At 55.7% G+C, this 14607-nt stretch carries 13 protein-coding genes; 5 read left to right on the forward strand and 8 right to left on the reverse strand.

The features are described from left to right. Positions 1–144: 144 nt before the first annotated feature. Complete coding sequence (locus tag C12CBH8_RS01045) at positions 145–888, forward strand: YebC/PmpR family DNA-binding transcriptional regulator (protein WP_215533380.1); 744 nt, start codon at positions 145–147, stop codon at positions 886–888. Between the two features lie 68 nt (positions 889–956). Beyond that, the gene (locus tag C12CBH8_RS01050; protein ID WP_215533381.1) at positions 957–2114 is read left to right on the forward strand and encodes a hypothetical protein; all 1158 of its coding nucleotides are present in this window, start codon (positions 957–959) and stop codon (positions 2112–2114) included. A gap of 171 nt (positions 2115–2285) precedes the next feature. Here C12CBH8_RS01050 and C12CBH8_RS01055 read toward each other — a convergent pair whose 3' ends face one another. Continuing rightward, positions 2286–2759 carry a GNAT family N-acetyltransferase gene (locus C12CBH8_RS01055; protein WP_159461251.1) on the reverse strand — a complete coding sequence of 158 codons (474 nt, stop codon included), beginning with the start codon at positions 2757–2759 and terminating at the stop codon, positions 2286–2288. A 100-nt stretch (positions 2760–2859) separates the two neighbouring features. Beyond that, the gene (locus C12CBH8_RS01060; RefSeq protein ID WP_246441625.1) at positions 2860–3843 is read right to left on the reverse strand and encodes an FAD:protein FMN transferase; all 984 of its coding nucleotides are present in this window, start codon (positions 3841–3843) and stop codon (positions 2860–2862) included. 36 nt (positions 3844–3879) lie between these two features. Here C12CBH8_RS01060 and C12CBH8_RS01065 point away from each other — a divergent pair, with 36 nt between their 5' ends. From C12CBH8_RS01065 to C12CBH8_RS01075, 3 genes are all read left to right on the forward strand, one after another. After that, entirely contained in the window at positions 3880–4185 is a 306-nt protein-coding gene (locus C12CBH8_RS01065) for a FeoA family protein (RefSeq protein WP_215533382.1), read from the forward strand. Positions 4186–4196: 11 nt separating this feature from the next. Next, positions 4197–6242, forward strand: a complete 2046-nt coding sequence (gene feoB, locus C12CBH8_RS01070) for a ferrous iron transport protein B (RefSeq protein ID WP_246441627.1) — start codon at positions 4197–4199, stop codon at positions 6240–6242. 189 nt (positions 6243–6431) lie between these two features. After that, positions 6432–8159, forward strand: coding sequence for a DEAD/DEAH box helicase (locus C12CBH8_RS01075; protein ID WP_171846226.1), 1728 nt, complete (start codon positions 6432–6434; stop codon positions 8157–8159). A 163-nt stretch (positions 8160–8322) separates the two neighbouring features. Here C12CBH8_RS01075 and C12CBH8_RS01080 read toward each other — a convergent pair whose 3' ends face one another. The 6 genes from C12CBH8_RS01080 to era form a co-directional block, all read right to left on the reverse strand. Then, complete coding sequence (locus C12CBH8_RS01080; protein ID WP_090264116.1) at positions 8323–9402, reverse strand: 6-phosphofructokinase; 1080 nt, start codon at positions 9400–9402, stop codon at positions 8323–8325. 28 nt (positions 9403–9430) lie between these two features. Continuing rightward, on the reverse strand, positions 9431–9967 hold the full coding sequence (locus C12CBH8_RS01085) for a nitroreductase family protein (RefSeq protein WP_215533384.1): 537 nt from the start codon (positions 9965–9967) through the stop codon (positions 9431–9433). Positions 9968–10176: 209 nt separating this feature from the next. Continuing rightward, positions 10177–12582: an endonuclease MutS2 gene (locus tag C12CBH8_RS01090; RefSeq protein ID WP_090264119.1), complete on the reverse strand. Its 2406-nt coding sequence runs from the start codon at positions 12580–12582 to the stop codon at positions 10177–10179. 69 nt (positions 12583–12651) lie between these two features. Beyond that, on the reverse strand, positions 12652–13407 hold the full coding sequence (recO, locus tag C12CBH8_RS01095; RefSeq protein WP_215533385.1) for a DNA repair protein RecO: 756 nt from the start codon (positions 13405–13407) through the stop codon (positions 12652–12654). Then, positions 13358–13516 carry a hypothetical protein gene (locus C12CBH8_RS01100; protein WP_171846227.1) on the reverse strand — a complete coding sequence of 53 codons (159 nt, stop codon included), beginning with the start codon at positions 13514–13516 and terminating at the stop codon, positions 13358–13360. Before C12CBH8_RS01100 ends, recO begins: the two co-directional genes overlap by 50 nt. A gap of 162 nt (positions 13517–13678) precedes the next feature. Next, the gene (era, locus tag C12CBH8_RS01105) at positions 13679–14596 is read right to left on the reverse strand and encodes a GTPase Era (RefSeq protein WP_215533386.1); all 918 of its coding nucleotides are present in this window, start codon (positions 14594–14596) and stop codon (positions 13679–13681) included. Between the last annotated feature and the right edge of the window lie 11 nt (positions 14597–14607).

A 14607-nucleotide genomic window follows, 5' to 3' on the forward strand; every position in this document is an offset into this window, starting at 1 on the left:
GAAAAAACAGTCGGTTTAAGGAGGTTACTCTTGTCAATTTTGTGCAATTATGGTACTATTAGAGAACCAAGTGCAGTGCACAAAATGAATCCATTCACCGGGGCTTTTGTATGAGCTTCCGGCATTTTACAGGAGTGAATAAACATGTCAGGCCATTCCAAGTGGAACAACATCAAACGCAAAAAGGAAAAAACCGACTCCCAGCGCGCCAAGATCTTCACCAAGATCGGCCGTGAGATCGCTGTGGCGGTCAAAGAGGGCGGCAGCGGCGACCCAAACGTCAATTCCCGTCTAAAAGACGTCATCGCCAAAGCAAAGCAGAACAACGTCCCCAATGACAACATCGAGCGCATCATCAAAAAGGCGTCGGGCGAGGGCAACTCCGACAACTTCGAATCCATCCAGTATGAGGGTTACGGACCCTGCGGCGTAGCGGTCATCGTGGAGACCCTGACCGATAACCGTAACCGTACCGCCGGCGATCTTCGCCATTACTTCGATAAATTCGGCGGCAATCTGGGTACTCCCGGCTGCGTATCCTTTATGTTCCAGAAGAAGGGCGTCCTGGTCATCGAAAAGGAAGGCCGTGAGGAGGATCAGGTGATGGAGGACGCTTTGGAGGCCGGCGCATCCGACTTCCAAGCCGACGAGGATGTGTTTGAGATCCAGACCGAACCGGAAGATTTTTCCGGCGTGCGGGACGACTTGGCCGCTAAGGGATATGAATTCGTATCGGCTGAAGTGGAGCAGGTGCCGGACACCTATTCCCGCATCGAGGATGCCGATCTGGCGGTCAAGATGGGCAAGCTGCTTGAAATGCTGGAGGATAACGACGACGTCCAAGCCGTATGGCACAACTGGGAGAATCCCGACGAGGACGAGGCGTAACCATCCATCGGTCCTTTAGAGAATGGACAACACGGCCGAAGAAGGCCATGGAAAGGATCGTAACAAACATGAAAAAGGTAATAAAGAAGGCAACGGCAGTATTTTTGGCTTTGACTATGGCGATGAGCCTTGCAAGCTGCCAGGTAAACGAGAAGGAATGGGCTTATAAGGTGGGGGATACAGAAGTTCCCGCGGGCGTATACCGGATTTTCCAGCTGGAGGCGTTCACAGCGGCCAAAGGCCTGGTGGAGGACAGCAGCAAATCCCTGTTTGAACAGCAGATTGAAGGTAAGGATGCCGCCGATTGGATCAACGATACGGTGGACGAACATATCCGCACCTGTATGGCTGCAGAGGCAGAGCTCAAAGAGATGGGCCTGATCCCCCTGAGCCAGGAGGATCAGAACGCCATTGAATCCAGTGCCAAAGCGTCCTGGGATCCGGAGACTACCTCTACCCTTACGGCAAAAAGCATCTATGGACCTTACGGCGTAGGGTACGATAGCTTTAAACAGTACATTTACTATAACGGCCTTGTTTCGCTTCTGCTGGAGGCCAGGTACGGTGAAAACGGTACCGAACCCATTTCCGATGTGGACCTGGCCAATTATTTGCTGGATAACTACTACGCTGCCCACATGTGTTATTATTCAGTGACCTCCACCGAAACAAACGCCACGGTTGTAGCCGACGCTTACAACAACTATGTGGAAGAGTACAACGAAGGCAATGTGACGTGGGAGGACATCCGCGAAAGCGAGCAGTACCGTACCGACAGCGTCAATACCAGCCCTGTGCAGGAAAATGTGATCTTCCCCAAGGAAGATGCCGAAAACACCATGCCGGAGACCCTTCGCCTTGGTTTTGACAACACCGAACCAGGCAAGGCCTTTACCACCAGCGATGAAGGTATATTGTACTTTTTCGTCACCTTTAATCAGGATCAGGCTATGGAGTACGTCACCACTCAGCGCAGCCAATTCCTCTCGGAGTTCAAAGGGGAAGAGATCTATGCTGAGATGACTCAAAAGAGTGAAGAGATGGGCATCGAAAGAAACGATAGCCTCATCAAGAAATATGATCTCAAACAGCTGGAAAAGGACGTCAATAAGAATACATCCAAGGCGGCCCAGAGCCGGCAGGAACAATCAATTGCCCCTGCGTCATCTGGCACAGTGATAGAAAGTTCGTCGCCGGCCTCGGCTGGCGAAAGCGCTGCCTCCTAATCTGAAGAGGCAGTTTTACCTCTGAAAACTACAGTCAAAAGAGCCGATGGAGAAATCCATTGGCTCTTTTTGTATAAAAAGGCTCTGGAAGAGGGGAATATCCACTCCAGCCAGAGCCAAGACGTATTATTTTCTTCAGGATCTCATAGTATGTACCAAACCGAAAGAGGATTAAGCGAGGGAGAGTACCATGGCGATATCGGTCATTTGATACTTAAGTCCGGAAAGTTTCACTTCTTCAAACCCATATTTCCGGTAGAGGGATAAAGCCTCTTTGAGCCGGCTGTTGGTGTAAAGGATGATGCGTTTCGCACTCATCTGACTGGCGGCAGAGATGGCGTGTTCCATCAGACGTTTCCCCAAGCCCTGGCCGCGGCACTCCGGAATCACTGCCATTTTGGCTAATTCAAAGGTATGTTCTCCAGCCGGGATGAGGGACACCGTCCCCACCATGTTATCGTCCTGCCGGGCCACAAAGATACAGCCTCCGGGACCAAGGATGACCTCCTGAGGATGGCTTAGGATGCGGATATCTTCCTCTTCCAGGAGGTCGTATTGGGAGAGCCACTGATAGGAGATTCTTTGGAAATCCTCTAGGTCAGAGGGCGTAAAAGGATTGATTTGGATGGTTTGCGTTGTGGACATAGGATGATTCCTCCATTCCATGGGACAAGTCAAAAAGACGACAAAAAGTCCTTATCCCATTGTATGAAGGAACAAAGCATTGGTTCCAAGGGAGGATGGATCAGCTGTTTTTATGGAATACGGCTTGGCCGACCGTCACGACCTCCTCCTCATCGGTGATAAACAAGGCGTCAATCTGGTCGAGGTTTTGGATGAGCTGAGTACCGTCGGATATCCCCAGGACAAAGCAGGCGGTGGACAGTGCATCCCCCATCACGGAATCGTCCGACAAGATGGTCACCGATGCAAGACCGTTTTCCACCGGGTAACCGGTTGAGGGGTCCAGAATGTGGTGATACCGTTTTCCATCCACTTCAAAATAACGCTCATAGGGGCCGGAGGTCACCACCGAACGGTCGTGAACGGCCAGTGTCCCAAGCTGGGAGGATGTATCGAATGGGGAACGCATGCCGATGGTCCAGTCGTTGCCGTCGGTGCGTCTGCCAAGGGCGTAGATGTTGCCCCCCAGATCCAGGACAGCGCTTTTGCAGCCGTTTTCACGCAGGTATTCCCGCATCTGGTCGGCGATGTACCCTTTGGCGATGCCGCCCAGATCAATGCTCATCTCAGGATTGGCCAGGGTGACGGTGCTGCCCTCCACCTGGACTCCACGGTAGTCCACCAGGGGAAGTACCTCGTCGATCTGGCTCTGGGTAGGGACGCGGGGCGTCTCGGCCTTAAAATCCCATAGCTCCACCAAGGGGGCGATGGTGATGTCAAAAGCACCGTCTGTCCATTGGCTGACCTCCAGGCTTTTTTGGATGAGCTGGGCGGTGCGGGGATCCACCTCGACGGGTTTACCGCCCCCACGATTGATGCGATAGACGTCGCTGCCCTCTTTTGTGGGACTCAATAGGGCGTCCAGCTCCCGGCAGATGTCCATACAGCCGTTTAAGAGGTCCTGACTGTCAGTGTCATAAAGGGTGACGGTTACAATGGTATCCAGCAGAAAATCCTGGCGGGAGATCGGCGGATTCATCGAACCGCATCCCGGCACACACAGCAGGACAAGACAGATTAGAATAAGACAATACAGTCGTTTCATAGACGTAAAGCTCCCTAAGAGAAATCAGATTCTTTTATGATAACAGGTTTGAGGGAAATTGCAAGCTGGATAAAGGGGGAAGGAGCCATAGAAAAGACGCTGGATCAACTGAAGGCGGGACAATATGGCGTGGTGACGCGTGTGGATGGTCAAGGCGCGGTACGCCGCCGGATGGCCGATATGGGCATTACGCCTGGGGCAAACGTCTTCATGCGCCGGGCGGCGCCATGGGGGGATCCTGTACAGATCAACGTCCGAGGCTATGAGCTGACGCTGCGCAAAGCAGAGGCGCGGAGCATCCGGGTGGACGTAAAATCCCCAACCTCAAGCAAACGATGGTAAGGGGGGATACCGTGCCAAAAAGCATGACGGTGGCCTTGGTGGGCAATCCGAATTGCGGGAAGACCACCTTGTTTAATCAATTGACGGGTTCCAGCCAGTCGGTTGGAAACTGGCCTGGGGTAACGGTGGAGAAAAAAGAGGGAGCCGTGCGGGAGGATATCTTATCCCATCCGGAAAAGGCCACGGTAGTAGACTTGCCAGGCATTTATTCACTTTCCCCTTACACCGATGAAGAGGTAGTGGCGCGGGATTTTATCCTGGACCAGCATCCCGACGTCATCCTCAACATCGTGGACGCCACCAATCTGGAACGAAACCTTTATCTCACCACCCAGCTTTTTTTATTGGGACGTCCCGTCGTAGTGGCCCTCAACATGATGGATGTGCTGGAGAAAAAAGGGGAATATATCGGATGCAGGATGCTCCAGGAAAAACTGGGCGTGCCGGTCCTTCCCATCTCGGCCAGTAAGGGATTGGGCATTCGCAAGCTGATGGAGGCTGTTCATCGAACGGCGTCCGGATGCTATGGTCCCCCTAAGCTGAAGGTATTCACCGGGCCGGTGAAGGAGGCGCTCGAAGGCATTGAGGGCATTGTTTCCCAAAGCTGTGCCAAAGTGAGGGCGCCCGTCTGTTTTGCGGCGGTCAAGCTGCTGGAGGGGGATTCCCTGATGGAGCGGACGCTGGGTCTAACAAGGTGGCAGCTGACTAACATAGGACGCTGGTCAAGCTATGCGGCGGAAAAGTGGGGCATGGACTGCGAGATGGCGGTGGCCGATCAACGGTATCGGACGCTGTGCGACCTGTGCGGCCAGGTGACAGGGCGGCGTCCATCTGCCGGAAGAATCACCCTGTCGGAACGTATCGACCGGGTTGTGACCAACAAGTACCTGGCTCTGCCTTTTTTTCTGCTGGCGATGCTATTGCTCTTTGGCGTCACATTTGGCCCCATAGGCTCCGGGATGCAGGATATGGCGGCCTCCTTCATCGAGGGGATTACAGGTCAAACCCGCAGCCTTTTGGAAGGATGGGATGCATCCCCTTGGTCCATCGGCTTCTTGTGCGACGGCGTTTTAGCCGGCGTGGGATCGGTGATCTCCTTCTTCCCCCAGATCCTGCTGCTTTTTTTCCTGCTCTCCCTGCTGGAGGACAGCGGCTATATGGCGCGGGCCGCCTTCATTATGGATGGCCCGCTGCGAAAAATCGGTTTGACAGGGCGGGCTTTTGTCCCCATGCTCATGGGCTTTGGATGTACTGTCCCGGCGGCGCTGTCCACCCGCACGTTGGAAAATCCCCGCGACCGTCGGACAGCGCTTATGATCCTCCCCTTTTTATCCTGTTCGGCCCGGATGCCGGTGTATCTCCTGTTTGCCGCCGCCTTCTTTCAAAGGGGAAAGGTACTGCTGATCCTTTCCCTTTACCTTTTAGGACTTCTGGTGGCGGTGCTGTCGGCATGGATCCTCAAAAAGACAGTACATAAGGGCCAAGAAGCCCCCTTTGTTATGGAGATGCCTCCCTATCATCTCCCTACGCTGAGGGGGATCGGTATCCATCTGTGGGATAAGGTGAAGGACTTTGCCATGCGGGCAGGGACCGTTTTATTGGGAGCTTCGATAGCCATCTGGTTTCTCAAGAGCTTCACCCTGTCTTTGTCCATGACGAGCGACCCATCCCAAAGCATATTGGCGTCGATGGGAGGAATGGTTGCCCCGGTACTGGCGCCGTTGGGATTCGGGGATTGGCGCAGTGCCGTAGCTCTTCTGACAGGGCTCATGGCCAAGGAATCGGTGGTCAGCACTTTGGGTGTCCTATATGGCGCAGCAGGGGACGCCGGCATAGCGCTGACGTCAGCCCTTCAGTCGGCCTATACGCCATTGTCAGCCCTGTCTTTTTTGGTTTTTGTGCTGTTGTATCTCCCTTGTGTTTCGGCCTTCTCGGCTGTGGCCAAGGAGATGCATTCGGCCAAATGGACGCTCACAGCGGTATTTTATCAGTTGGGCGTGGCTTGGACGGCGTCTTTTGCAGTCTACCAGGTGGGGAGGCTGCTGGGACTGGGATAAAACATCCTCACCAAAAGGGATAAATGGGAAGCCTTATCGAATGTTTTTTCGTGACAATTTACAATTCGGCGTCAGATTGGGTTTTTGCGACAAATATAATTTGCTTGTTTTGTGCAGATGGGATATACTGAATGAGATAACATTACCACAACGAGACAAAAAAGTAACAATAAAAGGAGCAAACCATTCGTGCAAAAAATGCTATTTTCCGATATGCCCATTTCCGACGCCATCAAACAGGCGGTAGCTGAACTGGGGTTTGAGGAGGCCACCTCCATTCAGACCGCCAGTATCCCGCTGATTTTGTCGGGCAGGGACATCATCGGCCAGTCCCAGACCGGTACTGGCAAAACCGCCGCCTTCAGCATCCCGGCCATTGAGAAGATCAATCCCAAGGATCGCCGGACGGTGCAGGTCCTGATCCTCTGTCCCACCCGCGAATTGGCGGTACAGGCCTGCGATGAGATCAATAAATTCGCCAAATACGTGGAAGGGGTTCGGGTGGTGCCTGTGTACGGCGGCCAGCCCATCGACCGTCAATTCCGGGCGCTGCGTATGGGCGCTCAGATCGTGGTTGGAACCCCGGGCCGCGTCATGGATCACATGCGTCGTGGGACCCTCAAGCTGGATCAGCTGCGCATGATCATCCTGGACGAGGCCGACGAGATGCTCAGCATGGGCTTCCGGGAGGACATTGAGACCATCTTGCAGGACGTGCCGGAGGAACGGCAGACGTTGTTGTTTTCAGCCACTATGTCCCCGGAGATCCTACAGTTGACCCGGAAGTACCAAACCGATCCGGAGCTCATCAAGGTGACGAGGGAACAGCTGACGGTGCCGAGCATTGAACAGTATTACTATGAAGTGCCCTCCAGCAAGAAGGTGGAGGTACTGTGCCGCCTTCTGGACGTGTACAATCCCCGTCTTTCCATGGTGTTCTGCAACACCAAGCGCCAGGTGGATGAGCTTGTCAGTCAGCTGCAACTGAGGGGATACCTGGCCGACGGTCTTCACGGCGATATGAAGCAGCCGGCCCGCGACCACGTCATGGATATGTTCCGTGCCGGCAACATCGACGTGCTGGTGGCCACCGACGTAGCCGCCCGCGGCATCGATGTGGACGACATCGGCGCTGTGTTTAACTATGACATCCCCCAGGACGAGGAGTATTATGTCCATCGCATCGGACGTACCGGCCGGGCCGGCAAAGAGGGCAGGGCCTTTACCTTTGTCACAGGACGGCGGGAAGTCTATGCTTTGCGGGGGATCATGCGGTATACCAACTGCAAGATCCAGCTTAAAGCTGTGCCGTCCAGCAGCCAGGTCCGGGAAAAGCGAGTGGGCAAGTTTATGGATAAGGTGCGTGGCGTCATTCAGGAAGGCAATTTGGAGGAGTATCTCCAGATTGTGGACGACATGTCAGGCGAAGATCTCACTTCGGCCGATATCGCCGCCGCTCTGGTCAAGATGGCGCTTGTCAAAGAGGGACGGCGTGGCCTTCCCTCCCGGGAGGACGACGCCTTGTTTGCCGCCCACGCCCGCAGCCAGAATAGAGGTTCCATGGATGGACGCCGCCGGAACCGCGACCGTGACCAAGGGTCCGGACGCATGAGCGGACGTCCCCGAGGCGAACGGGGCGGGGATCGAGAGAGGGTGCCTATGGCGCGCCTGTCCATCAGCATCGGCCGTCAGAATAAGGTGAATGCCGGGCACATCCTGGGAGCCATTGCGGGAGAAACCGGACTGCCGGGAAAAACGTTTGGGCGCATTGAGATCCAGGATCGTCAGACCATCGTAGAAGTGCCGGTTCAACACCGTCACGAGGTGCTGGAGGCCATGAAAGGATGCCGGATCCTGGGAAAACAGGTTGTCACCGAAGAGGCGTCGGGCAATTTTCACAGACGGCCTCAGAAATAAAATAGATAAACCTTTTCTATCCGGTTGATCGTGATCGGATAGGAGAGCATGAAAAACAGGGATTGGCCAAGGTCGATCCCTGTTTTGTTGCGCCTATATGGATATCTGTGAGAATAAAAAATCCCCCGGCTTACTGCCGGGGGATCTCAGATAGTGAAAAGCTTTATTCGTTGCCGAACTTGATACCCATGGAACGGGCGAAGTTGACCATCTGGTGGTCAGGAGGAACCAGCTTGCTTTTGCCGGCCACTTCCTTGAGGGGATTCTGGGTGACGATGTCCCCGATCTGGGCGACGGCCATGCCGTAATGCTCCTCCCGGATGAGGCGGGCGGCCTGGACGCCAAAACGGGTGGCCAGGATGCGGTCGTAAGGAGAAGGGGAACCGCCCCTCTGGAAATGTCCCGGCACCACCACTCGGCATTCAAAGCCGGTTTCTTTGCTGATCTGATCGGCCACGCGGTAGGATACCGACATATAAGGCTCTTTTGCCCGCAAGGCGTTGCGTTCCTTGCCCTTCATACCGGCTTCCTTGGTGGTCATGGCGCCTTCGGCTACGGCGATGATGGAGAAACGACGCTTTTGTTTTTTGGCCCGTCCCTCCACAGCCTCCAGCACAGAGTTAAGGTTATAGGGGATCTCCGGCAGCAAAATGACATCGGCGCCGCCGGCCACGCCGGAGAAGAGAGTGAGCCATCCGGCCTTGTTGCCCATGATCTCCACGATAAGAACGCGTCCATGGCTGTTGGCGGTGGTGTGGATGCGGTCGATGACCTCGGTGGCGATGTCCACAGCAGTGTGGAAGCCAAAGGTGACGTCGGTCCCCCAGATGTCGTTGTCGATGGTCTTAGGTAAACCGATGACGTTGAGTCCCTCTTCCGCCAGCAAATTGGCCGTTTTATGGGTGCCGTTGCCGCCTAAGGTGATGAGGCAGTCCAGCTTCATCTTCTTGTAATTGGCCTTCATGGCGGCCACCTTGTCCACCTTGTCCTCCTCGATCTTGCGCATGGTGCGGTAAGGCTGACGGGAGGTGCCCAGGATCGTCCCACCTAGAGTCAGGATGCCGGAAAAATCGCTTTGGGTCATCTCCTTGTATTCGCCCTTGATGAGGCCCTTGTAACCATCCCGGATGCCGACAAATTCGGCGTCAAACATGTTGTAGGATGCACGGGCTACGCCGCGGATAGCGGCATTTAAGCCGGGGCAATCGCCGCCGGCGGTTAAGATTCCGATTCTTCTTTTCATCGTAAAATCCCCCTCTGATGCTTTTCTTTTATCGCCACTGGAGAAGCTCGTCCACAGCCAGACGGGCCGGTGCATTGGGATTTGCGTCCGGGTATCCAAGGCCGATAAGTTCTACCACTTCGGCCTCGTGGGGAAGTTCCAGTAGTTCATGGATAGCTTTGTGGTCAAAATTTCCCATCTGCACCGTGGCAAGCCCCATAGCGTGAGCCGCCAGGCACAGAGTTTGAGCCGCGCCGCCGCAGTCGAAGAACTTCCAGCCCTCAGCCCTGGGATCCACGTGATCCCCCAGGCGTCCGGCTTTGTCCGGCAGGGCGATGAGCGCCAATATCACCGGGGCCTGACGGGTCATTTTGCTGTTTTTCAGACTGCCTTTTTCCATGCGATCGGCCATCTGATTTTTGAGAGCCGGATCGGTCACTGCGACATAGCGCACGCATTGGCTGTTGGCCCAGCTGGGCGCCCAGGATGCATAGGAAATCAGTTGTTCCACCATGTCCTTAGACGGAATTTTGTCGGTAAACGCCCGGATGGTCCGGCGCGATGTAATACACTGGAGTGCTTCCATATGGTTCCTCCCTTTCCACAAATAAAAGAACAAAAAGGATGTGATTTCCCGAAAAACCACTGCTTTTCATTATACACCTTTTTCCCCCAGCATCCAACCATTTCCGCTTATTTTATCCTCATCTATTAGCATGGACAAAGGAAGAAATATCATACACGAAAAGGCAAAAGAAAAACCGGTCGGATGACACCGATCGGTTTTCTCTATTTTTACTTTAACTCGGCGATGGTGACGCCGTCTTCGCCCTCGCCGTAGACGCCTAACCGGAAGGTCTTGATGGAGGGATGCCCTTTCAAATACTTCTGTACTGCGGCCCGCAGTACGCCGGTGCCCTTGCCGTGGACGATGGTCAGCTGATCGATGCCGGTGAGCACCGCCTCGTCGATAAAGCGGTCCAGTTCCAGGATGGCTTCGTCCGACGCCATGCCGCGCAGATCGATTTCAGTGGTGACCTTGGCCTCTGCCCGGCTGGGCGCTTTGGAGACCCGGCGGGTATTGGAACGATTGGGCTTTTTCGGACTGGTGTCCAACCGCAGGTTCTTGAGTGGTACCCGCGTTTTCATCATGCCGGCCTGGACGCCTACATTGCCCTTGGAATCGGGCAGGCTGATGACTTGCCCCTTTGTCCCGAGATCGGCGATGATGACGGCGTCCCCGATTTTCAAAGCGCGGGGCAGCTCGTAAGGCTCGTTTTTCCGACGTTGCACAGGATCGGCCGCTTCTTCCATGGCGCGCAGCTTTCCGCCCACGCTGGATTTGGCTTCCTTGAGCTTCTGGTGGAAATCCTCCCCGTCCTTTTGGCGGCGGATGTCCTCCAGTTCGCTGAGCAGCAATTCCGACTGACGCCGGGCTTGTCCCACGATGGCGCGGGCCTTCTCCCGCGCCCGCTCGATTTCCCGGTCCCGCTCCCGCTGCACCCGTTCCAGACGTTCATTTGCCTCTTTGGCGGCCCGTTCGGCGGCGATGCGCAGGGCTTCCGCCTCCTTCTGCCGCTCCTCCATGGCCTGACGGCTCTGCTCCAGCTTCTGTACCACGTCTTCAAACCGGGTGCTGTCGCCCGATACCATGGTGCGTGCCCGTCCCACAATGCTCTCCGGCATGCCCAGCCGTTCCGAGATGGCGAAGGCATTGGAACGTCCCGGCACCCCGATGAGAAGCCGGTAGGTGGGACGCAGCGTCTTGACGTCGAATTCACAGCTGCCGTTTTCCACGCCGTTTGTCTGTAAGGCGTACTCTTTTAGTTCGGCATAATGTGTGGTGGCGGCGATGTGAGCGCCCTTTTCCCTCAGATGCTCCAAAATGGCCATGGCAAGCGCCGCACCTTCGATGGGATCGGTGCCGGCGCCCAGCTCATCCAGCAGCACCAGGGAGTGGGGATCGGCCTCGTCCACAATGCGGATGATGTTGGTCATGTGAGCCGAGAAGGTGGAGAGCGACTGCTCAATGCTCTGTTCGTCGCCGATGTCGGCCAGCACATGCCCGAAGACCGACACCCGGCTTCCGTCGGCTACGGGGATCATCAGGCCGCACATGGCCATCAGGGTCAGGAGCCCCACCGTTTTGAGGGTGACCGTTTTGCCGCCGGTGTTGGGACCGGTGATGACCAAAGTGTCGAACCCGTTTCCCAGGTGCACATCGATGGGTACCACGTGATCGGCGGGGATAAGGGGATGCCTTGCCCGCTTTAAGTCGATGACGCCGTCGTCGGACAACAGCGGGATGCCGGCCTTCATTTTGTATCCCAGACGGGCCTTGGCAAACACAAGCCCCAAATCCATGGCGATGGCATAACTGCGGCGGATGCTCTGGCCAAAGGAGCCGGCTTCTGAAGACAGTTCAAACAGGATGCGTTCGATTTCGGCGTCCTCCCGGGACTTGAGCATGCGGACCTGATTGTTTGCCTCCACCACGCTGATGGGCTCCACAAACACCGTGGCGCCGGAGGAGGAGGTGTCGTGGACCAGACCGGGGACTTCCCCCCGGTGTTCGGCCTTGACCGGCACGACAAACCGGTCGCCGCGGATGGTGACGATGGGATCCTGCAAATACCGCTGATAGGCGGGGGATCGGATCATTTTGTCCAGCTGTTCCCTCACCTTGGAGGAAGCGGCGCGGATCTTGCGGCGGATATCGTGCAGGGCAGGGGAGGCGGTGTCGGCCATCTCGTCGGCCGACAGGATGCAGGAGGTGATGCGGCTTTCCAGATACTTGTTGGGGAAGAGGGCGTTGAACCGGTCGTCCAGACAGGTTTCGATGCCGGCACACCGTTCCCGCCACTCGGTCAGGCTGCGGATCACCCGCAGATCTTCGGCAATGTCCAGCAGCTCCCGCATGCTCAAAGCGCCGCCCGCTTCCGCACGGGCCAGGGAACCGTTTACATTCTTCATCCCGCCGAAGGAGGGGCTGCCGAAGCGCCCGATGAGCATGTGGGCGTCGGACGTCTCCTGCAAAAGCAGACGGGCTTCCCCTAAATCGGTGGAGGGGATGAGGGCTTCGGCCAGCATGGCGCAATCCTCACAGGGAGCCTCCTTGCTGAGCATATGTAATACTTTATCCAGCTCCAGCGCCCTGTGGTGCCGGTTTAAGGATATTTGATGTTCTAGTTGGTTACTCATAAGAATTTGTCCATTCTGCCGCTTAGGGCGGCTGGTCATTGATGGATTTGAAAGGCGTCTTGTTCCGCGTTACGGGTCCAAGGACACGGTATGGTAAAAGTCCAGGGTCTGAAACGACCGGTCCAATTGGCTGAGAAGAAACCGTTCCACTGTGCTGCCCAGGGATTTCATGGCCTCATCCGGCAGGGTGAAGGAGAATACCTTCCCCAAATCGGCGTATAAAATGTGGCGCATGGCGGCCAATACGCTTTTGACCAGCATGAGCGCCGGGGACACGGGGGCCTGTTCCTGACAGCGGCCACAGTGGAGGGTACCGTCCAGCAGGGATAAAAACATGACGTCGCTTTCGTAAGCGCCGCATCCGGAACAGGCTACCAGATCCGGCATATAACCGGCCATACCCAGCATGCGCAGCTCATACACCGCCTTGATCTGGGACAAGGGATGCTTGCCCACGCACAGCAGATGCAGGCAGTTGAGGGTCAGACGCAAAAAGGCCTCCGCTTCCTCCTCTTGGGGGGCAAGACAGAGGCACAATTCGCAAAAATACTGGCTTAGGCTCAAGCGTTCCACATCGCGGCGCAGATCGAAAAACACCTGGATGGATTCGGCGTCGTTGATGGTATATTTGTCCCGCCCGTGGAACAGCGTCAGACGGGAATACGAAAAAAGCGATGTGGCCGCCATATTCTTATTTTTGACCCGTCTTGCACCGTTGGCAAAGGCGCGGATGACGCCCCGGTCCCGGGTCAGGACAGAGACCACGCGGTCGGCCTCACCGATGCTCTGTTGGCGGATGATCAGGCCGTTTGTGCTCAATAACATGTTTAGGGGCCTCCTGGACGGCGGCCTGGTAGGATCCCTGACGGTAATTGAGGTAATCCTGGACGCGGCCGGATTTTTCAAAGGTTTTCCACAATTGGTCTTGATCCATTTTTCATTCCTCCCGGCAAGCTTGGTACACTATCATTGTAACCCAGCCGGGAAGGGATATTATAGGGAAAAAATACAGCCCACTTGGAAAATCTTACTGCTTGACAGAAAGAGACATCCCCACCCTATCATAAGAATAGAAGGGGAGAAAAGGAGGCGCCGATCACTGGTCGGAATCATAGCCAAAGGAGCGGAGCAAGCCTTCCCGATTGCGCCAATCCTCCTTGACCTTGACCCAGCATTGGAGGTTTACCTTGCAGCCGAAGAAATTTTCCATATCTTTGCGGGCAAGGGTGGCCACCTTTTTAAGCATGGCGCCTTTTTTGCCGATGACGATGCCCTTATGGCTCTCCCGCTCGCAGTAGATGACGGCGTCGATGTCGGTGATGCCGCCTTCCTCCCGCTCCCGCATACGTTCCACCGATACGGCGATACCGTGGGGGATCTCGTGGTTTAAAAGACGCAGCAGCTTCTCCCGGATGATCTCACCGGCCAGAGCCTTTTCCGGCATATCGGTGAGGGCGTCGTCGTCAAAGAAATGGGGACCCTCCTGGGCAAAGGCCGACAGCTCGTCGATCAGAATGGAAATACCGTCCCCCTTGACGGCCGATACCGGCACCACCGAGGCAAAGGGGTAGAGACCGTTTAGCTGGGCGATGCGGGCCAGGATGGCCGAACGATCCTCCAAGAGATCGATTTTGTTGATGGCCAAAACAACCGGCAATCCGCTCTTCTGAAACGATTGGATGAGGGAATGCTCCGATTCGGTCAATTCCCCTTCCGGCTCCACCACCAGCATGCAGGCGTCCACGCCCGACACTGCTTCGCTCACCGAACGGACCATATAATCCCCCAGACGGGTGCGGGGTTTGTGCATGCCGGGGGTATCGATGAATACCAGCTGTGTTTCCCCCTTGGTGAGCACACCCATAATGCGGGTACGTGTGGTCTGAGGCTTTGGGGATACGATGGCGACTTTTTGCCCCAGCATGGCGTTCATCAGGGAGGATTTCCCCACGTTGGGCTTGCCCACAATGGCGATAAAAGCCGAACGGGAGGATGTTTCATGATGTTGTGTCATAGGAACTCCTT

The organism is Solibaculum mannosilyticum (assembly GCF_015140235.1).
GTDB lineage: Bacteria > Bacillota > Clostridia > Oscillospirales > Acutalibacteraceae > Solibaculum > Solibaculum mannosilyticum.

Coding starts and splice junctions, on each gene's coding strand:
- C12CBH8_RS01045 (WP_215533380.1), top strand. CDS start 145: ATGTCAGGCCATTCCAAGTGGAACAACATCAAACGCAAAAAGGAAAAA.
- C12CBH8_RS01050 (WP_215533381.1), top strand. CDS start 957: ATGAAAAAGGTAATAAAGAAGGCAACGGCAGTATTTTTGGCTTTGACT.
- C12CBH8_RS01055 (WP_159461251.1), bottom strand. CDS start 2,759: ATGTCCACAACGCAAACCATCCAAATCAATCCTTTTACGCCCTCTGAC.
- C12CBH8_RS01060 (WP_246441625.1), bottom strand. CDS start 3,843: ATGAAACGACTGTATTGTCTTATTCTAATCTGTCTTGTCCTGCTGTGT.
- C12CBH8_RS01065 (WP_215533382.1), top strand. CDS start 3,880: ATGATAACAGGTTTGAGGGAAATTGCAAGCTGGATAAAGGGGGAAGGA.
- C12CBH8_RS01080 (WP_090264116.1), bottom strand. CDS start 9,402: ATGAAAAGAAGAATCGGAATCTTAACCGCCGGCGGCGATTGCCCCGGC.
- C12CBH8_RS01085 (WP_215533384.1), bottom strand. CDS start 9,967: ATGGAAGCACTCCAGTGTATTACATCGCGCCGGACCATCCGGGCGTTT.
- C12CBH8_RS01090 (WP_090264119.1), bottom strand. CDS start 12,582: ATGAGTAACCAACTAGAACATCAAATATCCTTAAACCGGCACCACAGG.
- recO (WP_215533385.1), bottom strand. CDS start 13,407: ATGTTATTGAGCACAAACGGCCTGATCATCCGCCAACAGAGCATCGGT.
- C12CBH8_RS01100 (WP_171846227.1), bottom strand. CDS start 13,516: ATGGATCAAGACCAATTGTGGAAAACCTTTGAAAAATCCGGCCGCGTC.
- era (WP_215533386.1), bottom strand. CDS start 14,596: ATGACACAACATCATGAAACATCCTCCCGTTCGGCTTTTATCGCCATT.